Origin of the sequence: Streptococcus ruminantium (assembly GCF_003609975.1) — a bacterium.
GTDB classification, from domain to species: domain Bacteria; phylum Bacillota; class Bacilli; order Lactobacillales; family Streptococcaceae; genus Streptococcus; species Streptococcus ruminantium.
Genome location: NZ_AP018400.1, coordinates 875657 through 897562, shown reverse-complemented (window position 1 = coordinate 897562; position 21906 = coordinate 875657). Strand labels below are relative to the sequence as shown.

At 39.2% G+C, this 21906-nt stretch carries 24 protein-coding genes; all 24 read right to left on the bottom strand.

Features of this window, described 5'->3' with window-relative positions; translation table 11 throughout:
- Positions 1 to 194: 194 nt before the first annotated feature.
- Positions 195 to 992, bottom strand: coding sequence for a transporter substrate-binding domain-containing protein (locus tag SR187_RS04350; RefSeq protein ID WP_120171624.1), 798 nt, complete (start codon positions 990 to 992; stop codon positions 195 to 197).
- Positions 993 to 1228: 236 nt separating this feature from the next.
- A complete protein-coding gene (nifJ, locus tag SR187_RS04345; RefSeq protein ID WP_120171623.1) occupies positions 1229 to 4858 on the bottom strand; it encodes a pyruvate:ferredoxin (flavodoxin) oxidoreductase in 3630 nt (1209 codons plus the stop codon).
- Between the two features lie 110 nt (positions 4859 to 4968).
- A complete protein-coding gene (gene eutM, locus SR187_RS04340; RefSeq protein ID WP_120171622.1) occupies positions 4969 to 5247 on the bottom strand; it encodes an ethanolamine utilization microcompartment protein EutM in 279 nt (92 codons plus the stop codon).
- A 22-nt stretch (positions 5248 to 5269) separates the two neighbouring features.
- Positions 5270 to 5542, bottom strand: a complete 273-nt coding sequence (gene eutM, locus SR187_RS04335) for an ethanolamine utilization microcompartment protein EutM (RefSeq protein ID WP_120171621.1) — start codon at positions 5540 to 5542, stop codon at positions 5270 to 5272.
- Between the two features lie 22 nt (positions 5543 to 5564).
- Complete coding sequence (eutM, locus tag SR187_RS04330) at positions 5565 to 5837, bottom strand: ethanolamine utilization microcompartment protein EutM (protein WP_120171621.1); 273 nt, start codon at positions 5835 to 5837, stop codon at positions 5565 to 5567.
- Positions 5838 to 5850: 13 nt separating this feature from the next.
- Complete coding sequence (gene pduL, locus SR187_RS04325) at positions 5851 to 6462, bottom strand: phosphate propanoyltransferase (protein ID WP_407697563.1); 612 nt, start codon at positions 6460 to 6462, stop codon at positions 5851 to 5853.
- Positions 6463 to 6572: 110 nt separating this feature from the next.
- On the bottom strand, positions 6573 to 8228 hold the full coding sequence (locus SR187_RS04320; protein ID WP_120171619.1) for an acetaldehyde dehydrogenase (acetylating): 1656 nt from the start codon (positions 8226 to 8228) through the stop codon (positions 6573 to 6575).
- A gap of 15 nt (positions 8229 to 8243) precedes the next feature.
- A complete protein-coding gene (locus SR187_RS10180) occupies positions 8244 to 8846 on the bottom strand; it encodes a BMC domain-containing protein (RefSeq protein WP_120171618.1) in 603 nt (200 codons plus the stop codon).
- Between the two features lie 16 nt (positions 8847 to 8862).
- The gene (locus SR187_RS04310) at positions 8863 to 9495 is read right to left on the bottom strand and encodes a cupin domain-containing protein (protein ID WP_024532905.1); all 633 of its coding nucleotides are present in this window, start codon (positions 9493 to 9495) and stop codon (positions 8863 to 8865) included.
- 12 nt (positions 9496 to 9507) lie between these two features.
- Entirely contained in the window at positions 9508 to 9807 is a 300-nt protein-coding gene (locus SR187_RS04305; protein ID WP_024532904.1) for a EutN/CcmL family microcompartment protein, read from the bottom strand.
- 9 nt (positions 9808 to 9816) lie between these two features.
- Entirely contained in the window at positions 9817 to 10659 is an 843-nt protein-coding gene (gene eutJ, locus SR187_RS04300; RefSeq protein WP_162496985.1) for an ethanolamine utilization protein EutJ, read from the bottom strand.
- Complete coding sequence (locus SR187_RS04295) at positions 10637 to 11245, bottom strand: hypothetical protein (RefSeq protein WP_024532902.1); 609 nt, start codon at positions 11243 to 11245, stop codon at positions 10637 to 10639. Before SR187_RS04295 ends, eutJ begins: the two co-directional genes overlap by 23 nt.
- 50 nt (positions 11246 to 11295) lie before the next feature.
- Positions 11296 to 12429: a 1-propanol dehydrogenase PduQ gene (locus SR187_RS04290; protein ID WP_120171617.1), complete on the bottom strand. Its 1134-nt coding sequence runs from the start codon at positions 12427 to 12429 to the stop codon at positions 11296 to 11298.
- Positions 12426 to 12872: a EutP/PduV family microcompartment system protein gene (locus SR187_RS04285; protein WP_024532900.1), complete on the bottom strand. Its 447-nt coding sequence runs from the start codon at positions 12870 to 12872 to the stop codon at positions 12426 to 12428. The genes SR187_RS04290 and SR187_RS04285 overlap by 4 nt, the downstream gene beginning before the upstream one ends.
- Positions 12869 to 13216 carry a BMC domain-containing protein gene (locus tag SR187_RS04280; RefSeq protein WP_407697562.1) on the bottom strand — a complete coding sequence of 116 codons (348 nt, stop codon included), beginning with the start codon at positions 13214 to 13216 and terminating at the stop codon, positions 12869 to 12871. The genes SR187_RS04285 and SR187_RS04280 overlap by 4 nt, the downstream gene beginning before the upstream one ends.
- Positions 13217 to 13237: 21 nt before the next feature.
- A complete protein-coding gene (cutD, locus tag SR187_RS04275) occupies positions 13238 to 14230 on the bottom strand; it encodes a choline TMA-lyase-activating enzyme (RefSeq protein WP_024532898.1) in 993 nt (330 codons plus the stop codon).
- Between the two features lie 67 nt (positions 14231 to 14297).
- On the bottom strand, positions 14298 to 16844 hold the full coding sequence (gene cutC / locus SR187_RS04270; RefSeq protein ID WP_024532897.1) for a choline trimethylamine-lyase: 2547 nt from the start codon (positions 16842 to 16844) through the stop codon (positions 14298 to 14300).
- A gap of 32 nt (positions 16845 to 16876) precedes the next feature.
- Positions 16877 to 18238 carry an aldehyde dehydrogenase family protein gene (locus SR187_RS04265; RefSeq protein WP_024532896.1) on the bottom strand — a complete coding sequence of 454 codons (1362 nt, stop codon included), beginning with the start codon at positions 18236 to 18238 and terminating at the stop codon, positions 16877 to 16879.
- 15 nt (positions 18239 to 18253) lie between these two features.
- Positions 18254 to 18571, bottom strand: a complete 318-nt coding sequence (locus tag SR187_RS04260) for a BMC domain-containing protein (RefSeq protein ID WP_024532895.1) — start codon at positions 18569 to 18571, stop codon at positions 18254 to 18256.
- A 14-nt stretch (positions 18572 to 18585) separates the two neighbouring features.
- Positions 18586 to 18882: a BMC domain-containing protein gene (locus SR187_RS04255; protein ID WP_024532894.1), complete on the bottom strand. Its 297-nt coding sequence runs from the start codon at positions 18880 to 18882 to the stop codon at positions 18586 to 18588.
- Entirely contained in the window at positions 18879 to 19181 is a 303-nt protein-coding gene (locus tag SR187_RS04250; protein ID WP_024532893.1) for a hypothetical protein, read from the bottom strand. Before SR187_RS04250 ends, SR187_RS04255 begins: the two co-directional genes overlap by 4 nt.
- Positions 19182 to 19184: 3 nt before the next feature.
- On the bottom strand, positions 19185 to 20180 hold the full coding sequence (locus tag SR187_RS04245) for a DMT family transporter (protein WP_024532892.1): 996 nt from the start codon (positions 20178 to 20180) through the stop codon (positions 19185 to 19187).
- Between the two features lie 36 nt (positions 20181 to 20216).
- Entirely contained in the window at positions 20217 to 20495 is a 279-nt protein-coding gene (gene eutM, locus SR187_RS04240; RefSeq protein ID WP_024532891.1) for an ethanolamine utilization microcompartment protein EutM, read from the bottom strand.
- A gap of 482 nt (positions 20496 to 20977) precedes the next feature.
- A complete protein-coding gene (locus tag SR187_RS04235; RefSeq protein ID WP_120171616.1) occupies positions 20978 to 21844 on the bottom strand; it encodes a MerR family transcriptional regulator in 867 nt (288 codons plus the stop codon).
- Between the last annotated feature and the right edge of the window lie 62 nt (positions 21845 to 21906).

Here is a 21906-nt window from a genome sequence, read left to right as displayed (position 1 = left end):
TCACAGAAAATTCTCTGATTGCTGAGATAACCATATAAAAAAAAAACGAATGAAGATAGCAAGGTCAAAAGACATTAGCTATTTACCATTCGTTTTTTATTTTTCATTATTCCAATCAGAAATCATTTATTTTAGATTTGACGAAGCTTGTTTTTCGATTGGTTCCACAAAGGTTCAGCATTGCTCTTCTTATCTTATTCTGAGACAGTGTATTTAGCAGCTTCTTTTAAGAAAGTTTCATACTCATTGTTTTCGACAACCTTTTTTATTACAGCATCAATAGCTGCTTTTAGATCAGTACTACCTTTTGGCATGGCAATAGCTTTGCCATTTTCTTTAACTGTTGGAAAGGGAATCGTTGCAAGAGCTAAATCGTCATTTTGTGCAGCGTAGCCAAGAGCAACAGGTTTATCTACCAAGACAGCCTCAACTTGACCAGTTTTCAGTTCATTGATTGCTTCTCCCATTGCTCCAAGAGAAATCAAGCTGACATCGGTCATGTTCTCCTTGGCATAAACTTCCTGAGTAGAGCCTTTTTGAACAGCCACTTTTTGTCCCTTTAAATCAGCTAAGGCGGTATATCTATCCAGATTGGATTTCTTCACAAGAAGAGTATCTGCCACTTGATAATAGATTTCAGAAAAATCAAATACTTTTGCGCGCTGTTCTGAATAGGATAGACCAGCAATAGCAATATCAGCCTTGCCTGACTGTATACTGCTTAGTACATTATCAAAGCTCATAGACGAAACTTCAAGTTTGACTCCGAGTTCATCTGCAATTTTCTGCGCCAAAGCAATGTCCGACCCGACAACTTTATTTTTTCCATCCACTAAGGTTTGAAATTCAAATGGTGCATAGTCTGGACTGGTTGCTACAACCAAGGTTCCCTTTTCTTTGATGGCATCCAATCTTGATTGAGGGGAGGTTGAAGAACAAGCGACCAGAGTCAAGATTGCTAACAGTGTTGCTAATGTTAATAGTTTTTTCATAGTTTCCTAAATACCTTCTTTTTCAAATTCTATTTTCCTAGAAAGTATGAAAATAGGTTGTTTTCCTATATTTTCTTTACTTTTTCAGAATATATTTCCATTTTAATTCATTTTTATACACTTGTCAATAATTTTTTAAATTTTTATTCAATATTTTGTATAAAATATCTATTTCACTGATAAAACTAAAAATAAATACCATCCCCAAAGAGATAGTATTTATTTTTAGTATAGTATTAAAAATCTAAACTATGTATAATCGTTTCTAATGTAGACTCCTGTATTGTGCTACTTTTCTTTGTCTGATTTTTTTGCACTCTTTTCATATAGTTGTCGAAGTCTCCAGATAACTTGGCATAGTTTATAAAACGCCGTTTGGCTTGCTCCACTGTTTGATGAAATAAATCCGCAGCTACAGTAGGATTAAATTGTTGTAAGGAAGAAAATCGCTCTTGTTTCATCATAAAATCAATCATTTTATCAAAATTTGGGCGCTTATAATCCAAAATCATCGGATTTCTTCCTTCTTGTTCTAGCTTTGGATTGTAACGGTACAAGGACCAGTAACCAGATTCTACAGCTTGTCTTGCTTCCTGAAGACTTTCCTTCATTCCTCCTGCTATCTTGTGAGTGATACATGGGACGTAGGCAATGATAAGTGATGGTCCTGGATGTTTTTCTGCTTCTTCAAATGCTTTAATCACCTGAACTGGATTCGCACCACTTGCAACCTGAGCTACATAGACATTACCATAGGTCATTGCCATCATTCCTAAGTCTTTTTTTATTCCTCTGTTACCTGAAGCTGAAAACTTTGCAATAGCTGATGTCGGTGTACTTTTTGAAACATGGCCACCAGTATTAGAGTATACTTCATTATCAAGTACCAGTATGTTTACATCCGCTCCGCTGGCAAGCACATGATCTAAGCCACCATAACCTATATCGTAGGCCCAACCATCTCCACCGATAATCCATTGTGAGGGTTTTACAAATAAATCACGTTTTTCGTAAAGTTTTGTCAAGAAGGGTTTTGTCTCATCCATTTCAACAAGGAGCAAGTCTATCAACTTTTTGCTTCGTGCAATTGTCCCATAGCCTTTATCAATGTTTTCAATCCAGTTATCTATCAGCTCTACCAAAACTGAACTTGCTTCCTCTTTTGCTGCGAGCATATCAGCAATCAGCGAGTGTCTCCTCGTTTGCGTAGCCATTAACATACCATATCCAAATTCAGCATTGTCTTCCAACAGAGAATTACTCCAAGCAGGACCTTGCCCAAGTGAATTGGTACTAAACGGTGTGATAGGAAACATCCCTCCCCAGATGGAAGAACAACCTGTAGCATTAGCAATCATCATCCTACTACCAAACAACTGAGTTAATAGTTTTACATACGGAGTTTCACCGCATCCTGAACATGCACCTGAAAATTCCAAGAGAGGCTGTTCAAATTGTGTATGTGCAATAGTTCCTGGCTTGGCTGGATTTTCTTTGGCACGTAAGGTCATTGAAAAGGCCCAATGAATGGCTTCTTCCTTAAACTTACCTGAAGCTTCGTCATCCACTTCAATCATCTTTAAAGCCTTGCCTTTGGCAGGACAGACCTTTACACACAGTTCACAACCAGTACAATCCTCAACAGATACCTGAATACGATACATCAGTCCATCTTTTCCCTTGTAATCTCTAACCCTGTAGCCATCAGGAGCTTGATTCAACTCATCTTGTTCAACTAGGAAAGGACGAATGGCAGCATGTGGGCAGACAAATGAACATTGATTACATTGCACACAAAATTCTGAATTCCACTCTGGTACTTCCCAAGCCGTACTGCGTTTTTCTACTGGCGCAATTCCCAAGGGAATATCTCCTGCGACGAGACCATTTTCTATCAATTGACCAACCGACACAGAATTTCCTTCCAGACGATGAACAGGTTGCTGAATCTTCTGTATATACTTCAAAGTATTGGTTGATGGGGCGTTTTGCTCCTCTCTACATAATTTCCAATCGGCTGGAATGTCTATTTTTTTTATAGAAGCAATAGTCATCTCAACAGCTCGTAGATTTTGTTCTACGATTTCTGGTGATTTATGTCTATACGCCTGAACAATCTCTTTCTTCATGGCATCAACTGCTGCTTCTTCCGATAAAAAGTCTGTTAGTTTAAAGAAAGCCGCCTGCATGCAAATGCCTGGTTTACCATACAATCCTACTTCTTGTGTAATTTTGTAGGCATTTATGGTGTAAAAGCGAATCTCGTTATCAGCCAAGTAGCGTTTGAGTTTGCTTGGAAGTAAGCGACTGAGTTTTTCATGGGACCAGGTGGTATTTAATAGAAATATTCCCCCTTTTTTTAATCCCTTTACCAAGTCTATTTTTCTTAAATATCCAGGCATGGTAACCCCAACAAAATCCGCTTCTAATATAGAATAAGAAGACTGAATTTTATCTCGACCAAATCGAAGGTTTGAAATCGTGAGACCATTCTGTTTTCTAGAATCATAATAGAAGGAACCTTGAATAGTAGAGTCAGAATGTTCACCCATAATGCGGATAATTGATTTATTGGCACTAACTGTGCCATCTCCTCCAAATCCCCAACATTTCACTTGGTAAGTTGTTTTCTTTGTCAGATCAATAGAATCTCCCACCTTTAATGAAAGGTTGGTAACATCATCTTCTATTCCTATAGTAAAATGAGGCTTTGGAGAAGCTTTCTCCAACTCAGCAAAGATAGCCATTATCTGGTTAGGTCTCACTTCTTTTGAACCCAATCCATACCTTCCCCCAATGATAATGGGGTGTCGCTCACTTTCGTAAAACGCAGTTCTTACATCTAAGAAAAGAGGTTCACCTGTGGCTCCTGCTTCTTTGGTTCTATCCAAAACAGCGATAGCTTGAACTGTCTTGGGTACTTTTTCTAAAAAATCTTTTACTGGAAAAGGTCGATAGAGATGAACCTGAATGAAGCCCACTTTTTTATTGTTATCTATCAAGTAATCAACAGTCTGACAAATTGTAGAGGATACGGATCCCATTGCTACAATAATAGTTTCTGCATCAGGATGTCCATAATATCGCATTAGGTCATAATCTGTTCCACGAAGTTGATTGATTTTTTTCATGTACTTTCGTACAACGTAGGGAAGAACTTGATAGTGTCGATTTACTGTCTCGCGCTGTTGGAAGAAGGTGTCTGGTCCTTGATTGGTTCCGGACACCGTTGGATGGTTGGGATTCATTCCTCTACCACGAAAGATGTTGAGCGCCTCTTCATGCACTAGAGGCTTGAACTCATCATATTCTAGAACAGTGATTTTTTGTAGTTCATGACTTGTCGAAAATCCATCGAAAAAATTAACGAAGGGAAGACTGGATTCTAGTGTTGCTAAATGGGCTACAAGTGACAGATCCATTACTTCTTGAACGGAACCTTCTGCCAACATTGCAAAGCCTGTCTGTCGTACAGCCATAACATCACTATGATCACCAAATATACTGAGGGCATTTGTCGTTACAGAACGTGCAGCAACATGAAAAACTGCTGGTAGTAATTCTCCTGCAATCTTGTACATGTTAGGTATCATTAGCAACAATCCTTGAGAAGAGGTACAAGTAGTCGTTAGTGCTCCAGTTTTTAATGAACCATGCACGAAGCCAGCCACTCCCGCTTCTGATTGCATTTCAACAACATTTACAGTCTGATCAAATAAGTTTTTTCTACCTTCTGCCTGCCAAGTATCAATCCATTCTCCCATTGTAGAGCTGGGTGTAATAGGGTAAATACCTGCAACATCACTAAAAGCATATGCTACGTATGCCGCAGCCATATTACCATCCATTATTTCTTGATGTGACATATTCCTTCCTCCCTACATTTTTTAATCTTTCCCCAATTCTTCGAGAAGAAATTACCTACTATTTTTAGAAAAGCTCACCCCAAACCAGATGAGCTCTTCTTCCTCAAAATTTATTTTACTTTTGGTAAAATGGTTTCTACTTCACCATGTGGACGCGGAATGACGTGAACAGAGACTAACTCTCCTACACGTTGGGCAGCGGCTGCACCTGCATCGGTAGCAGCTTTTACTGCACCAACATCACCACGAACCAAAACGGTAACTAGACCACCACCTACGTGTTCCTTGCCAATCAAGGTAACATTAGCAGCTTTTACCATGGCATCAGCAGCCTCTATTGAGCCTATCAAGCCTTTTGTTTCAATCATGCCTAATGCTTCTGAAGTCATATTTCCTTCTCCTTTACTTATATTAGTGTGGTAAAATGGTTTCTACTTCGCCATGTGGACGCGGAATGACGTGAACAGAGACTAACTCTCCTACACGTTGGGCAGCGGCTGCACCTGCATCAGTAGCAGCTTTTACTGCACCAACATCACCACGAACCAAAACGGTGACTAGACCACCACCTACGTGTTCCTTGCCAATCAAGGTAACATTAGCAGCTTTTACCATGGCATCAGCAGCCTCTATTGAGCCTATCAAGCCTTTTGTTTCAATCATGCCTAATGCTTCTGAAGTCATATTTCCTTCTCCTTTACTTATATTAGTGTGGTAAAATGGTTTCTACTTCGCCATGTGGACGCGGAATGACGTGAACAGAGACTAACTCTCCTACACGTTGGGCAGCGGCTGCACCTGCATCAGTAGCAGCTTTTACTGCACCAACATCACCACGAACCAAAACGGTAACTAGACCACCACCTACGTGTTCCTTGCCAATCAAGGTAACATTAGCAGCTTTTACCATAGCATCAGCAGCCTCTATTGAGCCTATCAAGCCTTTTGTTTCAATCATGCCTAATGCTTCTGAAGTCATATTTCCTTCTCCTTTACTTAATAATGCGTAATTTATTTAGCCCTGTTAGTCCTAAGGCATTTGCTTCTTCGGTATCTAAATGACATTCCAGTGAGAAGTTATCATTCACACGAACAATAACATTATGGATAATGCCGCCACGCTCACCAGGTATTTCCAAAGAAACAACTTGCTTGTCTTCTACACCGAAATGTTTAGCATCACTTGGGCTCATATGAATATGTCGTTTAGCGACTATACAACCTTTATTTAGCTGAATCGAGCCCACTGGACCAATTACTGTGCAACCTGGAGTATGTTCAATGTCACCGGATAAGCGTAACGGTGCATCAATACCCAGCTTAAAACAATCACTTCTTAATATTTCAACCTGCGTATGGCTTCGTGATGGACCTAAAATCCTAACTCTTTCAATAACTCCCTTAGGACCTGCAATGGTTACACATTCCTTGTAGGCAAATTGTCCCTTTTGCGACAATTCTTTTAGTTGATTAAAGCGGTAGCCAGGACCGAATAAACAATCTATATCTACCTGAGATAAATGAATGTGCCTATTTGATATACCTAGAGGAATGGCATTGCGACCAAAAACATCTGCTTTTGTTACAGGTTCCTTGGCTGCCACTGGCTTTTCTTCGACCAAAACCTTTTCTACATTATTGCTATCTCTCCCATCAAGATAGTCAACTACTTTGTAAAACAAGCTTTCTAGATCTTCTCCCACACAATCACCTCCTATCTTCTTAAAGATGACAAAATCTCTCTAACAATAGCTTCATTATCAATGTCATCTTCGGTAGACAGAGTTTGTTTCTCATTTAATTCATCAGACTGTAAGTTTTGACGCTTTTCAAAATTTTCTTGAATAGCCTGTGGCGTTTGACTCAAAAAATCTTTTTCCAATTCATGCTTGTTTTGACAATGAATGCTCGCTGAACATACTGCATCAATCTTTGTATCGGTTTTAGATAGCATAGTCAATTTTGGCAATGATTGAAAGCGACTATCTTTCGCAACAATAGTTGTAACATCTTTTGTTCCGTATGCAACTGTTTTTACATTTACCAAGTGTTCTGGGGTTAGATTATCCGAAACAGAACTACCACCATCAGTACCACAACCTAGGGTAAAGGCAATTGGAAGTCCAGTGGAAATACCTGTACCACCTTGGCTTCCTCCTGTATTGATTAAGATACGAGAAGCAGGCTTACTGGAAAAACGGAAAATCATTTCTGGGTCACCTGTATGTAAGCTCATCGTATGACCGATACCATTTTGTAGCAGTCGAATACTCAAAGCACAAGCTTCTTCCCAATCTTTGACAACATAAAAACCAATAACAGTCGTTAATTTTTCAAACGATAGTGGATTTCCCTGACCAACACCAACTTGAGGACCTACCAAAATCTTGGTATCTTCTGGTACTGACAGCCCTGCTGCAACTGCAATTTTTATAGCTGGTTGCCCAACGAATTTCGGATTCATGGCCGGATGGCATCCTTTAGTATTGCCTCTAAAGAGAAGCTGACAAACCCTATCTGTCTCCTCTCGGGTCATGAGGTAGCACCCCTGCTCTTTTAATTCGCGAAGTACTTCATCCTTATTGCTTTCCTCACAGATAATCGCTTGCTCAGAAGCACAAATCGTCCCGTTATCAAATGTTTTAGAGGCAATAATAGTAGCAATTGCTTTTTTTACATCTGCTGTTTTCTCAATATAAGCTGGAGAATTGCCAGCCCCGACACCAATAGCTGGTTTGCCACTACTATAAGCAGCTTTTACCATGCCGGGACCGCCCGTTGCGATAATCATTGCAACTTCTTTTGAGTGCATCAACTCATTTGTTGACTCTAATGTTGGGTTCATAACACACCCTACAATATTTTCTGGGGCTCCAGCTTCAACCGCAGCTTTTCTCACTAGTTCAGCCGCTTCTATACTACACCTCTTAGCCGATGGATGTGGGGCAAACACAATTGCATTACGCGATTTAATAGAAATAATCGACTTATAAATAATTGTTGAAGTTGGGTTAGTAGAAGGTGTAATCCCCAGCACCAGTCCCATTGGCTCAGCTACTCTAAAAACTTTATTATTTTCATCAAAATCTAAAATTCCCGATGTCTTATAATCCTTGATTTCGTCATAAAGTAAAGTTGAGGCTGCATAATTTTTATAAGCCTTATCTTCCAATTTACCAAAGCCTGTTTCTTCTACTGCTAAGTTAGCTAAATAATAAGCATTGGCTTCAACTGATTTCACGATATTTTTTAGAATGGCATCTATCTGCTCATCTGAAAAATGAGCAATCTTCTGTGCCGCCTCTTTGCCGCTTCTTACTAAATCACGTGCTTCTTGTATAGAGCAGAGATCTACATCAATTGTCTTCATTCTGCTTTGAACCTCCTACGTTTTTTCTACTGACTGTTTGATTTTCTTAGAATAATCATCGACCAACATGGCAATCATCGTTTTCCTTACCAAACTGGATAATTTTTCTTCTGCAATGGAAATATTCTCATTATCTGAAATCATCGCCCGTAAGTCTGCAGCCTTTGTTCTTTCTAGTTGTCGCCTGTATTCCTTAACGGTTGTTACATTTACTATCGGTTCTTCGATACTATCTGTGACGTGTTCTTCTGCCTCAACGATTTTATCTGTCGCTTTTGAAGCGTTTGGTAAGTGGGCAACTGCTACTTCTTTTGTTGGTTCATCTTGTAAGAGGCTTATCTCAGTATTCTCATCTAAAATGGAAGAGAGTTGTTGGTCCGGTCTAGGAATGACATGCGAACTATGAAGAAACTCCGTACCAAATCTCTGAACAGCGCTAGCACCAACTTCCACAGCTACTTTTACTGCTCCAACATCTCCTTCGATACTGACAGTGACCAAGCCGCCATGCACTTTTTCTAATTTCAGCAAAGAAACATTTGCAACTTTTAGCATGACATCCGCAGCTTCAATGGCTCCGATAAACCCATACGTTTCTATCAACCCTAAAGCTCTCATTCTTTGGCCTCCCCAACTACATTAAGTCTGCCCAGTTCGATGGATACGTAGTATAAAATAGTTTTGCATTATCTGGTGAACCCCAAACCACATTTGAGCCTGAAGGGACAAATAAAACATCTCCTTCACGCGCTACAAAAGTTTGTCCATCGATTTCAACTGTTACCGTTCCCGAGATAACATAATCAATTTCTTCGTATGGTAGTTTCCATGCAAATTTGGATTGATCAATCGTTAGAAAACCTGCACTCATTTTTGATTCATGCTGGCCAACAAGTTCCTGAAAACCGACCTTGGCACCCGGTGTTCCTGTATCAAAGTCATCCATCCGAACCGTTGAACCACGTACAACTTTCATACCATTTGTATGCGAAACAAAACGGTATGGCTTGGCTTCCCTCTCTATTTTGTCATCTGTATTCATTAAAATATTCTTTAAAATATGCAGGATTTCATCAGTGCTGATACGTTGATTACTCATTTCAAATGATGTTGTACAAGTATCTTCGCAACACTCAAATGAAATACCATATTTTTTGGCTTCATCTTGTGCAGCAGGAGTAATAATTGTCCCTTTTTCAATATGACACACCATCTGCCCTGCTTCCTTACATGCAAGAACATCTTTTGCAACTATCAATTTTGCCATCTCTTCTCCTTTCTATTCCAACAATCTATTTATTTCTCCGTTTTGTTGTTTGATTTGATCGTAGTTTTCGTCAATAATTCCTATAACCGCTGCATCAACTGGCATCAAATCATTTTCCATCATACGACGGGCAGCAGAACCTGTTGCCACAATGACTCGATCACCAATTCCTGCACCGATCATATCAGCAACGACCATAATCTCTCCAGATCTACTACCACCGACTACCTTTGCCAGTAGAAATTTAGCACCATTCAAGGCATCCGATTTTCTAGTGGCCCAAATTGTATCAACTAATTCTGCAACTAACATCTTCGCCTCCTAATACATAATTTCTTGACTGCAATTCATTGCTATTCCTATCGGGGTAACAAACATCGGATTTTTCGGTTTAACAGTTCGAATCCCCGTTTCTTTTTCGATAATGGCCTCAATTCCAGTTAGACAACTGGTGCCACCAACCAAGTAGATGATATCCACATCATATCCAGCAATACTATTATTTATAATGCTGGCAATTTTTTCAACGACAGGCTTCAAAACGCTATTCAGTTCTTTATGATTGTTGTTATCTCGCTTATAGGCGTCAGCCTCTTCAAAGGTTAGGTGGTAAGCACCAGAGATTACCAAAGTAAAGTGCGTTCCCCCTGTTGCCTCATCAACTGTCTTCACTACTTCTCCATCTTTTAAGATAGAAATGCCTGTTGTCCCACCACCAATATCCACAATTGCCCCATCTTTAAGGCCTACAATGGTATTAGCTGCTGTAGGTTCATCTAATAAAGCTGTCAACTCAAAGCCTGCTCCTTGAACAACATTTTTGATTACTCCACCATCTAATAGATCTGTCCCTGGCGGAAGAGCCGCAGCAGCATAGAGTAATTCCGTCTGTAATTGTCTTTCTAAACTTTCTTTTAGTTCTCGGACAATGCGAATCGCTCCAATATAATCAACAATCATTCCATCCTTGATAACATTGGCGCTGCGGTGTGCACCAGCTACAATATTTCGATTCTCATCTAGGACAACTAAGACGATGTAGGCAGTTCCTAAATCAACCCCCGTATAATAAATATGACTTTTTGTAATAATAGGTTGCTTTTCAGCCTTTTCAAATTCCTCCACATACTGATCGCATGTTTTAGGTAATTTGTTTGATATCATCGCCTACCTCCTCATATCTTTTGACACAAGATATAATCATGCTTGCCAACCGATTGATAACTTCTTGCAACACTTCAGGTATTGGTTCATCAACTCTTTCAGATAAGGTCTGAAACTTAAAATATAGAGGGAATAGACGAGAGGCTACTCTCCCTTTTTTAGTTCTCAACAACAATCGCATTCTTCCTAGACTTTCGACCACAGATGATTGACTAATTGCTTGTTCTTCAATCATTTGACGGTCTGAAATCGATGGTGTTGCCATACATTGTTCTAACATGCATAGCTCTTCAGAGATAGAAAAATCCAACTCAATCAACTCATAGGCCACTCGTAAAAGTTCACTCCGAAGTATCAACCATTCATTTGACTGTGTGATACATGATGAGCAACTATTGGTGATTGAACTTGATTTTACTGCATTGGTTAACGGCTTTTTTTCGGCCTCATCAATGAGTCGAACCTTACGGTCCATAAGAAAAGTTTTTGCTCCTGGAGTTAGTCTAGTTTGTTTTTGAATAGTGAAGGTTTCAAAAGGATTGTCACGATAAATCAGACGTAAATCATCTTCAGTTAGATACTTCATAACATCCTCCTTCCACTCAATAATATCTTTTTATATACTTATGTTAGCCATTAGTGCATTGAGCGATAGATAGCCTCAATCTGCTCCTGCGTAACGGTTCTTGGATTTGTTGGTGTACAAGCATCTGCCATGACCCTTTGTGCCATCTCTGGAATCATTTTTTCAAACTCTTTTCGATCAATTCCCAATTCTTCAAGTTTCGTTGGGATACTCATTTTTATCGATAATTGTTTAATTGCACTTGTCAGAGCTACTACTGATTGTTTAACTGTGACTTTGCCAATATTCAACATCTCTGCAACCTCAGCGTATCGTCTAGCTGCCTCTGTCTCTCCTGAACTATCCAAGGAAGCATTAAAGGAAATGATGTAGGGCAATAGGTAGGCATTGATCCGACCATGCGGTACATGGAAGAAAGCACCGATAGCATGAGATAAACTGTGACAAATTCCCAACCCTGCATTATTAAATGCGATACCTGCTATAGATGAAGCATTATGCATCTTCTCACGAGCTAATTGATTGTCACCATTTTTATAGGTTTCAAAGATGTATTGCCAAGTCAACCGGATGCCTTTTTCAGCACAGGCATCAGAAAAATCATTAGCCTGATTGGATACATAAGCTTCCAGACAATGCGTCAGTACATCCATTCCTGCATCCGCTGTCACCGATGGAGGTACAGTCATTGTAAAAGTAGTGTCCAAAATAGCGAGATCCGGAACCATTGAATCATCAACTAGTGCAATTTTTTCGTTATGCGTTGGATCTGAGATGACTGCAAAAGCAGTATTTTCACTTCCTGACCCACTTGTAGTGGGAATCGCAATCAAGTAAGGACTGTCTACTTTTTCAGATTCAGAATATACTCGGACAACTGCCTTGGCTGTGTCCATCGCTGATCCTCCTCCTAAGGCAATAACAGCATCTGGTTTATACTTTCTAATTTCAGCCATACTTTCAGAAACGACTTGTACTGTCGGATCAGGGACTACATTTGAAAAAACCTTGGTCTCTGCTCCCGAAGTAGTTAGAACCTCTAAAACTTCGTTCACAAGGTGACTTTGTTCCATGAAAGGATCGCAAATAACATAGGCTTTCGTAATTGGTAATTCTGAAATTTTTGCTGTAGCCCCTTTACCAAAAATAAAGCGTGGACCCACTTGAAATTCATGTATTTTCATTGATTACCTTCTTTTAATTGTTCTATTTTTTTACATAATTCGTGATAGGTATCAGAGTCTCCCATCTCCCATTCAATAATCTCATCAACACCAGCTTCTTGTAATTCAACTATGCAATCAGCTGTATTTTTAATAGACTGTCCTGAATGATGAACAATAATCCCTAAACTAGGAAGTCTAAACACTTGTGCAAAATTAGGTGAATAGACTCTATAGACACGGCTAGAATGTAAGAGCATCAGGAGACAATAAGCATTTTGTTGCGTTGCAATAATATGCTTTTTCATGCTAGGACTCCTGAGATAAGTGCTAGGAACATAAATTGTTTCACAACCATACACGATAGATTTTATGAGGCAAATCTCCTCCTCATTTTCTAGTACTCTAATGAGTTCCTTTTTCCCAGAACCCTCTGGTCCAATAATCAGTATTCGTTTTCTCATGATTTTGTTAATGAAACAATGGAGAATCCTAAGTTATACTTAAAATAGTCAAGAATTCTTTGTAGGGCTGTTTCTACACTCTGTACATCTCCACTAAACATGAGAGAACCTGTGAAACGATCAATAAAACAAATATCTATATCTGCTGCTTTTCCGGCTAGATCTGCAGCAATAACAGCTGTTTCGTATGGAGTTATAGCCAAAATTCCAATAGCTCCTTTATCTTCTACTCCCAGACTGTCATAAACCGATTGGATGGGAGCAGCAATAACATGAGCCAATGTAATTTGTTTACCCGGAACAGATTCTTGAATAATTCGATTGATTTCTCCAATTACTTCCACAAAAATTCCTCCTCCCAATCCTTAGTGTTTAACAACATTTACTGGAAAATCATACGATAAGATATAGCTTTCTATCCTATCTAAGTCATATTGACTTAACGATGGATCACCTTCAATTTGATATTCCATTCCCAATTGTTTATACTTATTGACACCTAATTTATGGTAGGGTAGAAGATCAATTCCCTGAAAATTTACTCTGTCTTTATACGGAAGTAAAAAGTCAATAATAGCACGAATCTCCTCTTCGCTATCATTGATTCCTTTCAACATGGGCATGCGAATCTTCACATTATAACCGGCATCTAATACAGATTTTAGATTGTTCAAAATCCGCTCGTTTCCAACACCTGTCCATTCATTGTGTTTTTTTGAATCCATATGCTTCAAGTCAAATAAGAACAGATCTGTATACTCAGCGACCTTCATCACCACCTTATTTGGGACATGACCTGCTGTTTCTACTGCGGTATTCAAACCATCTTGCTTACAAGCTTTCAACAAAGCAAGTGCCCCTTCACCCTGGGCCAAACATTCTCCACCAGACAGAGTAACACCACCACCAGACATTTCATAAAAGGCATCATCTTCATGAATAATATCCATCAGTTCTGAGATGGTTTTAGCCTCTCCTGCAATTGTTAATGCACCTTCGGGACACCCCTCAATATCTGCTCTTGTTGGACGCTTTTTCTGATAACGCCGAATATCAATTGGATGCTCTTTGTCGGAATACTCATATGGAACAGGCACTTCCTCATTAGCAAATTTAAAGCAAACACTTCCCAGCGGACAAGTTTTAGCACAAGAGTTATAGGGTTTGCATAGGGTTTCCTTATGCATGATGTTTGTCCCAAATTCTAGTCCTTCTGGATTAGCACACCACTTACAACGCATTGGACAACCTTTGAAGAAAACAATAGTACGAATGCCTGGACCATCATATAAATTATATTTTTGAACATTGAATACATTGATTCGTGTTTCATGTTTTTTTACTGTTGCCACTACAATTTTCTCCTATCCGAATAGTTACAGTAGGCCTTCTGGCTAAAGAAGACCACTGTATCCACATTATGTTTTAAATCCGTGTCAAAACTGTACGCGCAATAATTTCATCCTGAACATCTTTACATAATTCAACGAAGAAGGCACTATAACCAGCTACACGAACAATCAAATCACGATATTTCTCTGGATGTTGTTGTGCTTCTAGCAAAATTGCATTGTCAAGATAGTTAAACTGCATCTCACCATTACCAAGAATACTTGCTGTTCTAAGTAAGGTAATCAAACTTTCCTCACCTTGTGGAGTGTCAAGAAGACCTGCCATAATCTTGAAGTTATGAACCATGCCGATATTCATATTTTCATTCGCCATCTTGGAAACTGACTTAATGATCGCTGTCGGACCCTTGGTATCCATACCATGATCTGGTGAGATACCATCTGAAAGCGGTGTCCAAGCACGGCGACCAGAAGCAGAGGCTCCTGTAATTTGACCGAGAGGTGTATTATTTGAAATGGACAAGGTACCATGACTCAAAATAGAATACAAAGTCTTATACTTACGATGTTCCTCTTCTGTGAACTCGACAATATCTGAAGCAAAATAATCCACATAGTCATCGTCATTACCATATTTAGGAGCTGCTAAACAATCTGCGCGAATTTGATCATACCCTTCAAAATCGGCAATCAAAGCCTTGTTCAATTCGGCAAGTGTATACTTTTTATCTTCAAAGACAAGTTTTTTAATTGCTGCCATGGAATCTGCGTAGTTAGCAAGCCCTGACCAAACAACACCTGGACCGAAATTGTACATCGCTCCACCTGATTTAACTCCACGACCATTTTCCATCGTACCTTCATACATCATGGACATCAATGGTGCCGGTGCTAACTCACGTTGGACACGCTGAGAGATGACGGTCATAACAGAAGTCCATTTGGTAACATACTTGATTGTCTCTTTAACAGCGGCTTCAAATTGTTCAAATGTTTTGTATTGCTCAAGAGGTCCCATATCTGGAGTAACTGGTTTTCCGTACCATAATGGAATACCATGGTTCAACGTTGTTTCGATTAAGATTGGCCATTGAGTGTAGGCTGTTGATGTCCATTGATAGAGACGACCCGATTTTTGTGGTTCTACGCATCCCATTAAGCAGTAATCACGTGCATCCTCCATTGAAACACCTTTTGCCAACATCATTTTGATGTGAGCGTCGTCAAAGTGACACGCAGGGAAACCAATTCCTGCACGGACAACATCAACAATTTTCTTCAAGTACTTACGTGGCGATTTGTTATTGATACGAGTTGCCAAGGTTGGTTGATAAACCTTCACATGGCGAATCGCATCCATCAAAAGATAGGTCAAATCATTTGTTGCATCACGCCCTTCACGTGTTACCCCACCGACACACATGTTTACAAATGGTTGATAACCTGCAAAGAATTTAGAAGATCCCTCTGATGTTAACCACATCATTTCTGACATCTTAATAAACATACAGCCGGCTAATTCAAAAGCTTGATAATCATTCATCCGGCCAGATTCAATATCCTTTTTATAAAGCGGATACATATACTGGTCAACACGACCAATTGAAAGACCTGTCTGGTTTTCTTCACAGAGTAGTAGGTGCTGAATTGTTACAACGTATTGCATCGCTTCCCAGAAAGTCTCTGGTTTATGCGCAGGAACATTGGCATTGACGCGAGAAATCATCTCCAATTCTGCTCTGCGTTTTGGATTGGATTCTTTTGCGGCTAATTCTGCTGCGTACTCAGACATACGCTTCGCATAAATCATAACACCTTCTGCTGTTAGAATTTGCGATTTGTAGAAATAGATTTTCTCCAAATCATCTGGATTAGCATAGTCCAGTTTTGCTAGGTGGGCTTCTGCTTCAGCCTTAATATCTAGCATACCTTTTTTCATCCCTACCACATCGTATCCTGGATTTGAGTCACCACCACCAGAACAAGCATGATAAGAACAATCAGAGACAAATGATTCACCAGAAAGTTCCCAAGCACCCGCTTCACGGTATTGTGACTCACAGGCTTCATCTACAGAACGTCCTTCCCAATATGGGAAAATTTCTTCTCTTAGAACCTTTTTATCTTCTTCAGACAAGGCGTATGGGTCCTGCGGACGAGTTGAAATCGTATCAATTTCATCGCGAAGCCAACGCCATGAAATATCTGGAGAAAAGGCACCAAAACGTGCGCCACCATTCGGTGCACCTACCAATAATTCATTATCCTGAATGACTACTGGAGCAATTTTACAAAATTCCTTGAAAGCAGTTCCGCGTAGGATTGCTTTTGGCATACCTTCATTCTCTTTAGAAATTCGTGTCAGGTTTACCGCACGAATTAAAGAGATCGTTGGTTGAGCTTTCAAATATTGGTTTTTTAAGGCCTGCAATCGAGGTGTAATTCCCTCTGGTACATCTGTACCTTCTGACACAAGCGGTTCTACATTTGCAAAACTAACTTCTGGCTTTGTAATATCATCAGAAACACTTTGGAAAATTTTTACCAGTGATGCACGTTCTTCCGCACTTAGTTTCTTCGTAGCTTCTTCCAGCTTAGCTGTAAATTCCTTCATATCCATATTGAATATTTCCTCTCTTTCGAACAATCAATTCATGACTTATTATTAACTTCAAAACCAACCTGACGGGTATAAGTCAAATGTTTCGGTGTGATATTTTCCGAGCTATATCCTTTACCAGTTGTGATACCACCCAATATCAATGATGTCGGGAAGTTAGAAACAATACCTGTAGCGACACAAACTGTAGGTGCATTTACCACAATTCTCCCAACCTTTTTGACTAAGGCAAACTCTCTGATGATTTTCCAATCTTTGGAATGTATGGTTAACGTATGTCCCATTTTTAACTCATCTAGCAAGTTCATACATTTAACACAAGCTAAGGTCCAATCCGGTTCCAAGTAGACTACAATCACTGGACAGAGTAATTTTCGACTAAAAAAATCCTCTTCATTCATGTAATCTTGGACAGATACAAGAACCTTTGTTTCTGCCGGAACAGATATGCCGGATTTTTCTGCCAACCAGATAGCTGACTTCCCAATATAATTTTCCTTAATATTCTTCTCTGAAGCTGTTAGAAATGCAATCAGCTTCCTAGTCTCTGACTCCGTCAGCAAATGAGCTCCATTCTTTTCTAGGCTATCTTTGATTTGATCTGCAATAACATTTTCAGTAACTAGAAATTGCTCTGCACCGGGTAAGATACCATTTTGAAAACTTCTCGAATGAATGACATCACTAACAGCTTTCTCGATGTTTGCGGTTCTTTCTACAAATACTGGTCCAGATGAATCCCCACCATATAATAAAGGTATATTGGTGACAAACTTATTTGAAATGTATTCTGGGCAGCCAATATTGATGAGTAGAGAAACCTTATCGCTGGCCAACAATTCCAGTATTCCTGCATCGCTAATTGTCTCACCTAGACTGATACCATCTTCAGGATAACCAGACTCTTCGGCAAGCGTAATTAGTTTTTTCAAACTATGAAGAGTTGACCTTGTTGACTGCCGATTAGCAATGAATACCAGAGAATTTCCTGTTTTCATCGCTAGTAAACAGACATTAACCAATAAGGTAAAGGTTGGGCGAGCTGGTAACAAAACCGCAACAACCCCCATCGGCGCTCCAATTTCGATAACTTTTTCTGTAGAATTTCCACCGATGATACCGATATATGACTCCTTCTGAAGAGTTTCCTCGAAACGTTTCAGAAAATGTGTACATAAAAAATGCTCATCCTCTTCCACACCGTAATCATTACCAGTCACAAACTCGTGGACATAGTCGCTTGTTTTGTCCAGCAAAGTTTTGATAAAGATAGAAGTCACGACATCCAAATCACTTTGACTGTACTTCTGCAAGTGAACAAAAGACATTTGACCATTCAGAAGCAAATTTCTTATTTCTTGAATTGATTCCAAATCTTTGTCAATATATCTCATTTCGTTCACACTTTCCTACTCTGTTGCTTCTTCTGGGAACATCATTTCTAATGAGTAGCGATCGATGATTTTCTTTAAATCTTCATGTGGTCCTGGAATGACAACACTACTATATACCTCAGTCCCCATTTTTTCTACCGCACTAACTCCCGCATCAACAGCTGTCTTGCAAGCTGCCGTTTCACCTTGGACAATAACTGCAATATAACCGGATGCAGTGTTGACATAAGCAATTACTTCAACATCTGAAGCCTTTACCATTGCATCTGCTGCCTCAAGTGCATATACAAGACCAAATGTCTCCACAGCACCAATTGCTTGATATCTTTCCATTGTCTCCTCCTTTATCAATTATCAATATCATGTACAGAAACCATGTCCCCAACAGAAGAGATTGGCCTTGGCATTACATTATGAGCAGTTAATTTACCAATTGCTTCAGCTGCACGTGCTCCAGCCTCAACAGCAGCCTCAACAGCAGCTACATCACCAACTACCATGATTGTAACCAATGTAGAACCAACATTCTCGTAGGAAATCAATTTGACATTGCTGGCTTTTAACATCTTATCGCATGCTTCCAAAGCTGGCACCAAACCAACTGTTTCCACAAGTCCTAATGCCTGACCACCATGATACCTCATATCGCTCCTCCTTCTACATTTCGAAATTCTTTTGCAATATATTTTTCCACTGCGTATCTTCCATCATCATTTATTTGATAGCGGATTCTCAACTTTCCGTTTTCATCCAAATTAAATCCCGTCTGAACGAGATAACCATTGCACTCTAACGACATCAAATGTTCTAAAAACAAGTCCTCTCTGAACTGTTTTTCACTGCCAAATAGAGGTTCCAAGGCTGACATAACTTGAAATACATCCGCCTCTTCTACTGTACTCATATAATTTAGCACTGCTGTTCTTGCTGGTAATAATTTCATGGACTATACCTCATCTTTTCTAAAAAAATCTAGTGGATTCGTCGTTACTAGAATAGCACCTGTGATAATCACCAACGAACCAACAACAATAGTTGTTGTAATTGCTTGTCCAAGGAATAAAACACTAAGTAGAACACCCCAGAAAGCATAGGTAATATTTAAGGACATACCAATCGCAGTACCAACCATAGCATTTGAACGATACCATTCCATATATGAAATACCAACCAATGTACCGGAAATCAGTAGGAGAAATACTAAAAACGGTGAAGTTAAGGTTGCTGTAAATAGACCCGTCGCTCCAATAATTGGGACAATGATAACCATTTGAATTAAACCAGAAACCAATTGACGTAGGGTTACAGTAACTTCTGAGTCAAGCATTGCACCACCAAAACTTGAAATCGTTCCTTCCAATCCCCAGCATATTGCAGCCACTACAGCCAGGATAATTCCTAGTGTAAAATTAGGAGCTCCCTCAGGTTTTACCAGATTGATAACAACCGCGCCAGCCACACACATCAACATCCCAGCAACAACGCGCATGTTTAATTTTTGTTTTAAGAAAATAGCTGAGAAAAGAGCACCAAACGCAGCCGTTGTCGCTGAAATTGGAATAGCAAAAGCTCCCGCTAAATAAAGACCAACTAGGTAAGCACCATTTGCTACTGGACCGCCCAAAATATAGCCGAGCAACATAATTTTCCCTGGTTTAGTAGCTAATGTACGCCCCAATTCTTTGAATTTCCCATTTCTTATCGCTGCAAGCAAGAGCACACAACCACCCAAAAAATCATTTATCGCGCCCATTACAAAGGGAGCTGCTAAAATGCCCACCGCTGACTTAATCGGATCAAATCTCTGAAGAATCATAATAACAAAGGAGTATAATCCATAAAATAAGCCAGAAACAATTCCGCTTCGAATACCTGCAATACGGAATTTTTTGGTCGTTTCATTCATTTTTTGTTGTGCAATAGTACTTGTCGTTTGTCCCATAAAAATACCTCCTAATCTCTTTAAAATAGAGAGCCATTATTTAGAACCAGGCAAGATTGTCTCTACTTCCCCGTGCGGACGTGGAATAACATGAACAGAGACTAACTCACCGATTCGTTGTGCAGCAGCAGCACCAGCATCTGTTGCCGCCTTAACTGCTCCGACATCTCCTCGAACAAGGACGGTTACTAAACCACCACCAACATGTTCTTTCCCGATTAAAGTAACATTTGCTGCTTTAACCATTGCATCTGCCGCCTCTATTGAGCCGACTAATCCCTTAGTTTCAATCATTCCCAATGCTTCGGAACTCATGATACTACCTCCTTTATATATTTTTTATACTAAATTTAACACAAAAACACATATAAATTTTACTTTTTGCACAATTGTAAAAAATCTCTATATTCCCTACATAACAACATTGTAAACCCTTCCACAAAGTCAAAGTCAATCATTTTTTTTAATTTTTACAAAATTATTTTTAGTTTTTTGAAAATGTATAAATAATTGCACTATTTTTCTATGACATGGCAGTACTCTCACTCAGGTATTTTAAAGGAAAAATATATTAGAGAATTTTAACAATTTTAACAAACAAGCACATTATCTTTATTTTTGCAAGAAATATGCTCACAAAACTTTATCCTAGGGGTAAAGTTTTGTGAACTGAACAACTATTTATCAGTCAAACATCATGACATCTCCCCTAATTAACTGATTCGTTAACTGGAAAATATAAAAAACGGCCTGAAGATGCTCTTTACATTCTTCAAACCGTCCATCTATTAACTATTTTATTGATAAAGCTCATCCTGCGTGACAACAGGAATAATAATCTCTGTTACAAACTCATTGTGGTCCTGAGTTACCCAATAATCAATGACATGGCGTTCATAACACTCATCTTTTAGGCTATATTTATGCTTCTCTGCATAGTGTAGCAAATACTTATATGTCTCAGCAATACTTTCTAGTGGACCAATGTGATAGCAGGTTAAAGCCATAAAACCGCCAAATTTTGAAAAAGTTTCCGACTCTGGAAAACAATGCTGCAAGATAGTTGCGAATTTACTTTCCCCCTTCATCTTTTTTAGATAAGAGTTATATTTCAAAATAACCGGCCCTGAAACTTCTAAATGATGTGCTTCTAAATGCCTAATCCACTCCAAATTGATGATCGACTCTTTGTAATTATAGCTATAAGGCTGTTCCAAATAACAATAACTTGCCTGCTCAGAATAATATTTTACACTAATCATCTGCTCTATGTTTGCTCCAGGATGATGCTTCCTACTTTGCAGGCACATCTCACCCTCAACAATCAATTCTAACCAATCATCCACGGATGATAGTGCGATAGATAGCTCTTCACGCTCGGCATTGATCTCGTCGCGCCTTTTCTTGAGATGATGATAGTGAGTAGAGCACCCAGCTACATGAATCAGCTCTTTAATTCTTTTTAAACTTAACCCAACTTGCTGATAATACTTAATCAATGGTATCAGCAACAGAGCATCTTTATCATAATAGCGGTAGCCATTCTCACTGGAAATATGCTTAGGATGGATTAGATCTAGACTTTCGTAGTAGCGCAATGTTTTTGTTGAAACACCACTCATAGCAGCCGCTCTACCAATTGAAAACAAATTATCTACTCCCATGTTATCCCCCCCTATTCTATATTTGTAAATCTCATCACACAAATCATCTTAATATACAATTT

Coding starts and splice junctions, on each gene's coding strand:
- SR187_RS04245 (WP_024532892.1), bottom strand. CDS start 20,180: ATGGGACAAACGACAAGTACTATTGCACAACAAAAAATGAATGAAACG.
- SR187_RS04350 (WP_120171624.1), bottom strand. CDS start 992: ATGAAAAAACTATTAACATTAGCAACACTGTTAGCAATCTTGACTCTG.
- SR187_RS04255 (WP_024532894.1), bottom strand. CDS start 18,882: ATGAGGTATCATGGTGGTCAGGCATTAGGACTTGTGGAAACAGTTGGT.
- SR187_RS04285 (WP_024532900.1), bottom strand. CDS start 12,872: ATGAGAAAACGAATACTGATTATTGGACCAGAGGGTTCTGGGAAAAAG.
- SR187_RS04235 (WP_120171616.1), bottom strand. CDS start 21,844: ATGGGAGTAGATAATTTGTTTTCAATTGGTAGAGCGGCTGCTATGAGT.
- eutM (WP_024532891.1), bottom strand. CDS start 20,495: ATGAGTTCCGAAGCATTGGGAATGATTGAAACTAAGGGATTAGTCGGC.
- SR187_RS04305 (WP_024532904.1), bottom strand. CDS start 9,807: ATGTTAGTTGCAGAATTAGTTGATACAATTTGGGCCACTAGAAAATCG.
- eutM (WP_120171622.1), bottom strand. CDS start 5,247: ATGACTTCAGAAGCATTAGGCATGATTGAAACAAAAGGCTTGATAGGC.
- SR187_RS04295 (WP_024532902.1), bottom strand. CDS start 11,245: ATGAAGTATCTAACTGAAGATGATTTACGTCTGATTTATCGTGACAAT.
- SR187_RS04310 (WP_024532905.1), bottom strand. CDS start 9,495: ATGGCAAAATTGATAGTTGCAAAAGATGTTCTTGCATGTAAGGAAGCA.
- SR187_RS04250 (WP_024532893.1), bottom strand. CDS start 19,181: ATGAAATTATTACCAGCAAGAACAGCAGTGCTAAATTATATGAGTACA.
- SR187_RS04260 (WP_024532895.1), bottom strand. CDS start 18,571: ATGGAAAGATATCAAGCAATTGGTGCTGTGGAGACATTTGGTCTTGTA.
- SR187_RS04320 (WP_120171619.1), bottom strand. CDS start 8,228: ATGAAGACAATTGATGTAGATCTCTGCTCTATACAAGAAGCACGTGAT.
- SR187_RS04290 (WP_120171617.1), bottom strand. CDS start 12,429: ATGAAAATACATGAATTTCAAGTGGGTCCACGCTTTATTTTTGGTAAA.
- SR187_RS10180 (WP_120171618.1), bottom strand. CDS start 8,846: ATGAGAGCTTTAGGGTTGATAGAAACGTATGGGTTTATCGGAGCCATT.
- cutC (WP_024532897.1), bottom strand. CDS start 16,844: ATGGATATGAAGGAATTTACAGCTAAGCTGGAAGAAGCTACGAAGAAA.
- eutM (WP_120171621.1), bottom strand. CDS start 5,542: ATGACTTCAGAAGCATTAGGCATGATTGAAACAAAAGGCTTGATAGGC.
- eutM (WP_120171621.1), bottom strand. CDS start 5,837: ATGACTTCAGAAGCATTAGGCATGATTGAAACAAAAGGCTTGATAGGC.
- eutJ (WP_162496985.1), bottom strand. CDS start 10,659: ATGATATCAAACAAATTACCTAAAACATGCGATCAGTATGTGGAGGAA.
- nifJ (WP_120171623.1), bottom strand. CDS start 4,858: ATGTCACATCAAGAAATAATGGATGGTAATATGGCTGCGGCATACGTA.
- SR187_RS04265 (WP_024532896.1), bottom strand. CDS start 18,238: ATGAGATATATTGACAAAGATTTGGAATCAATTCAAGAAATAAGAAAT.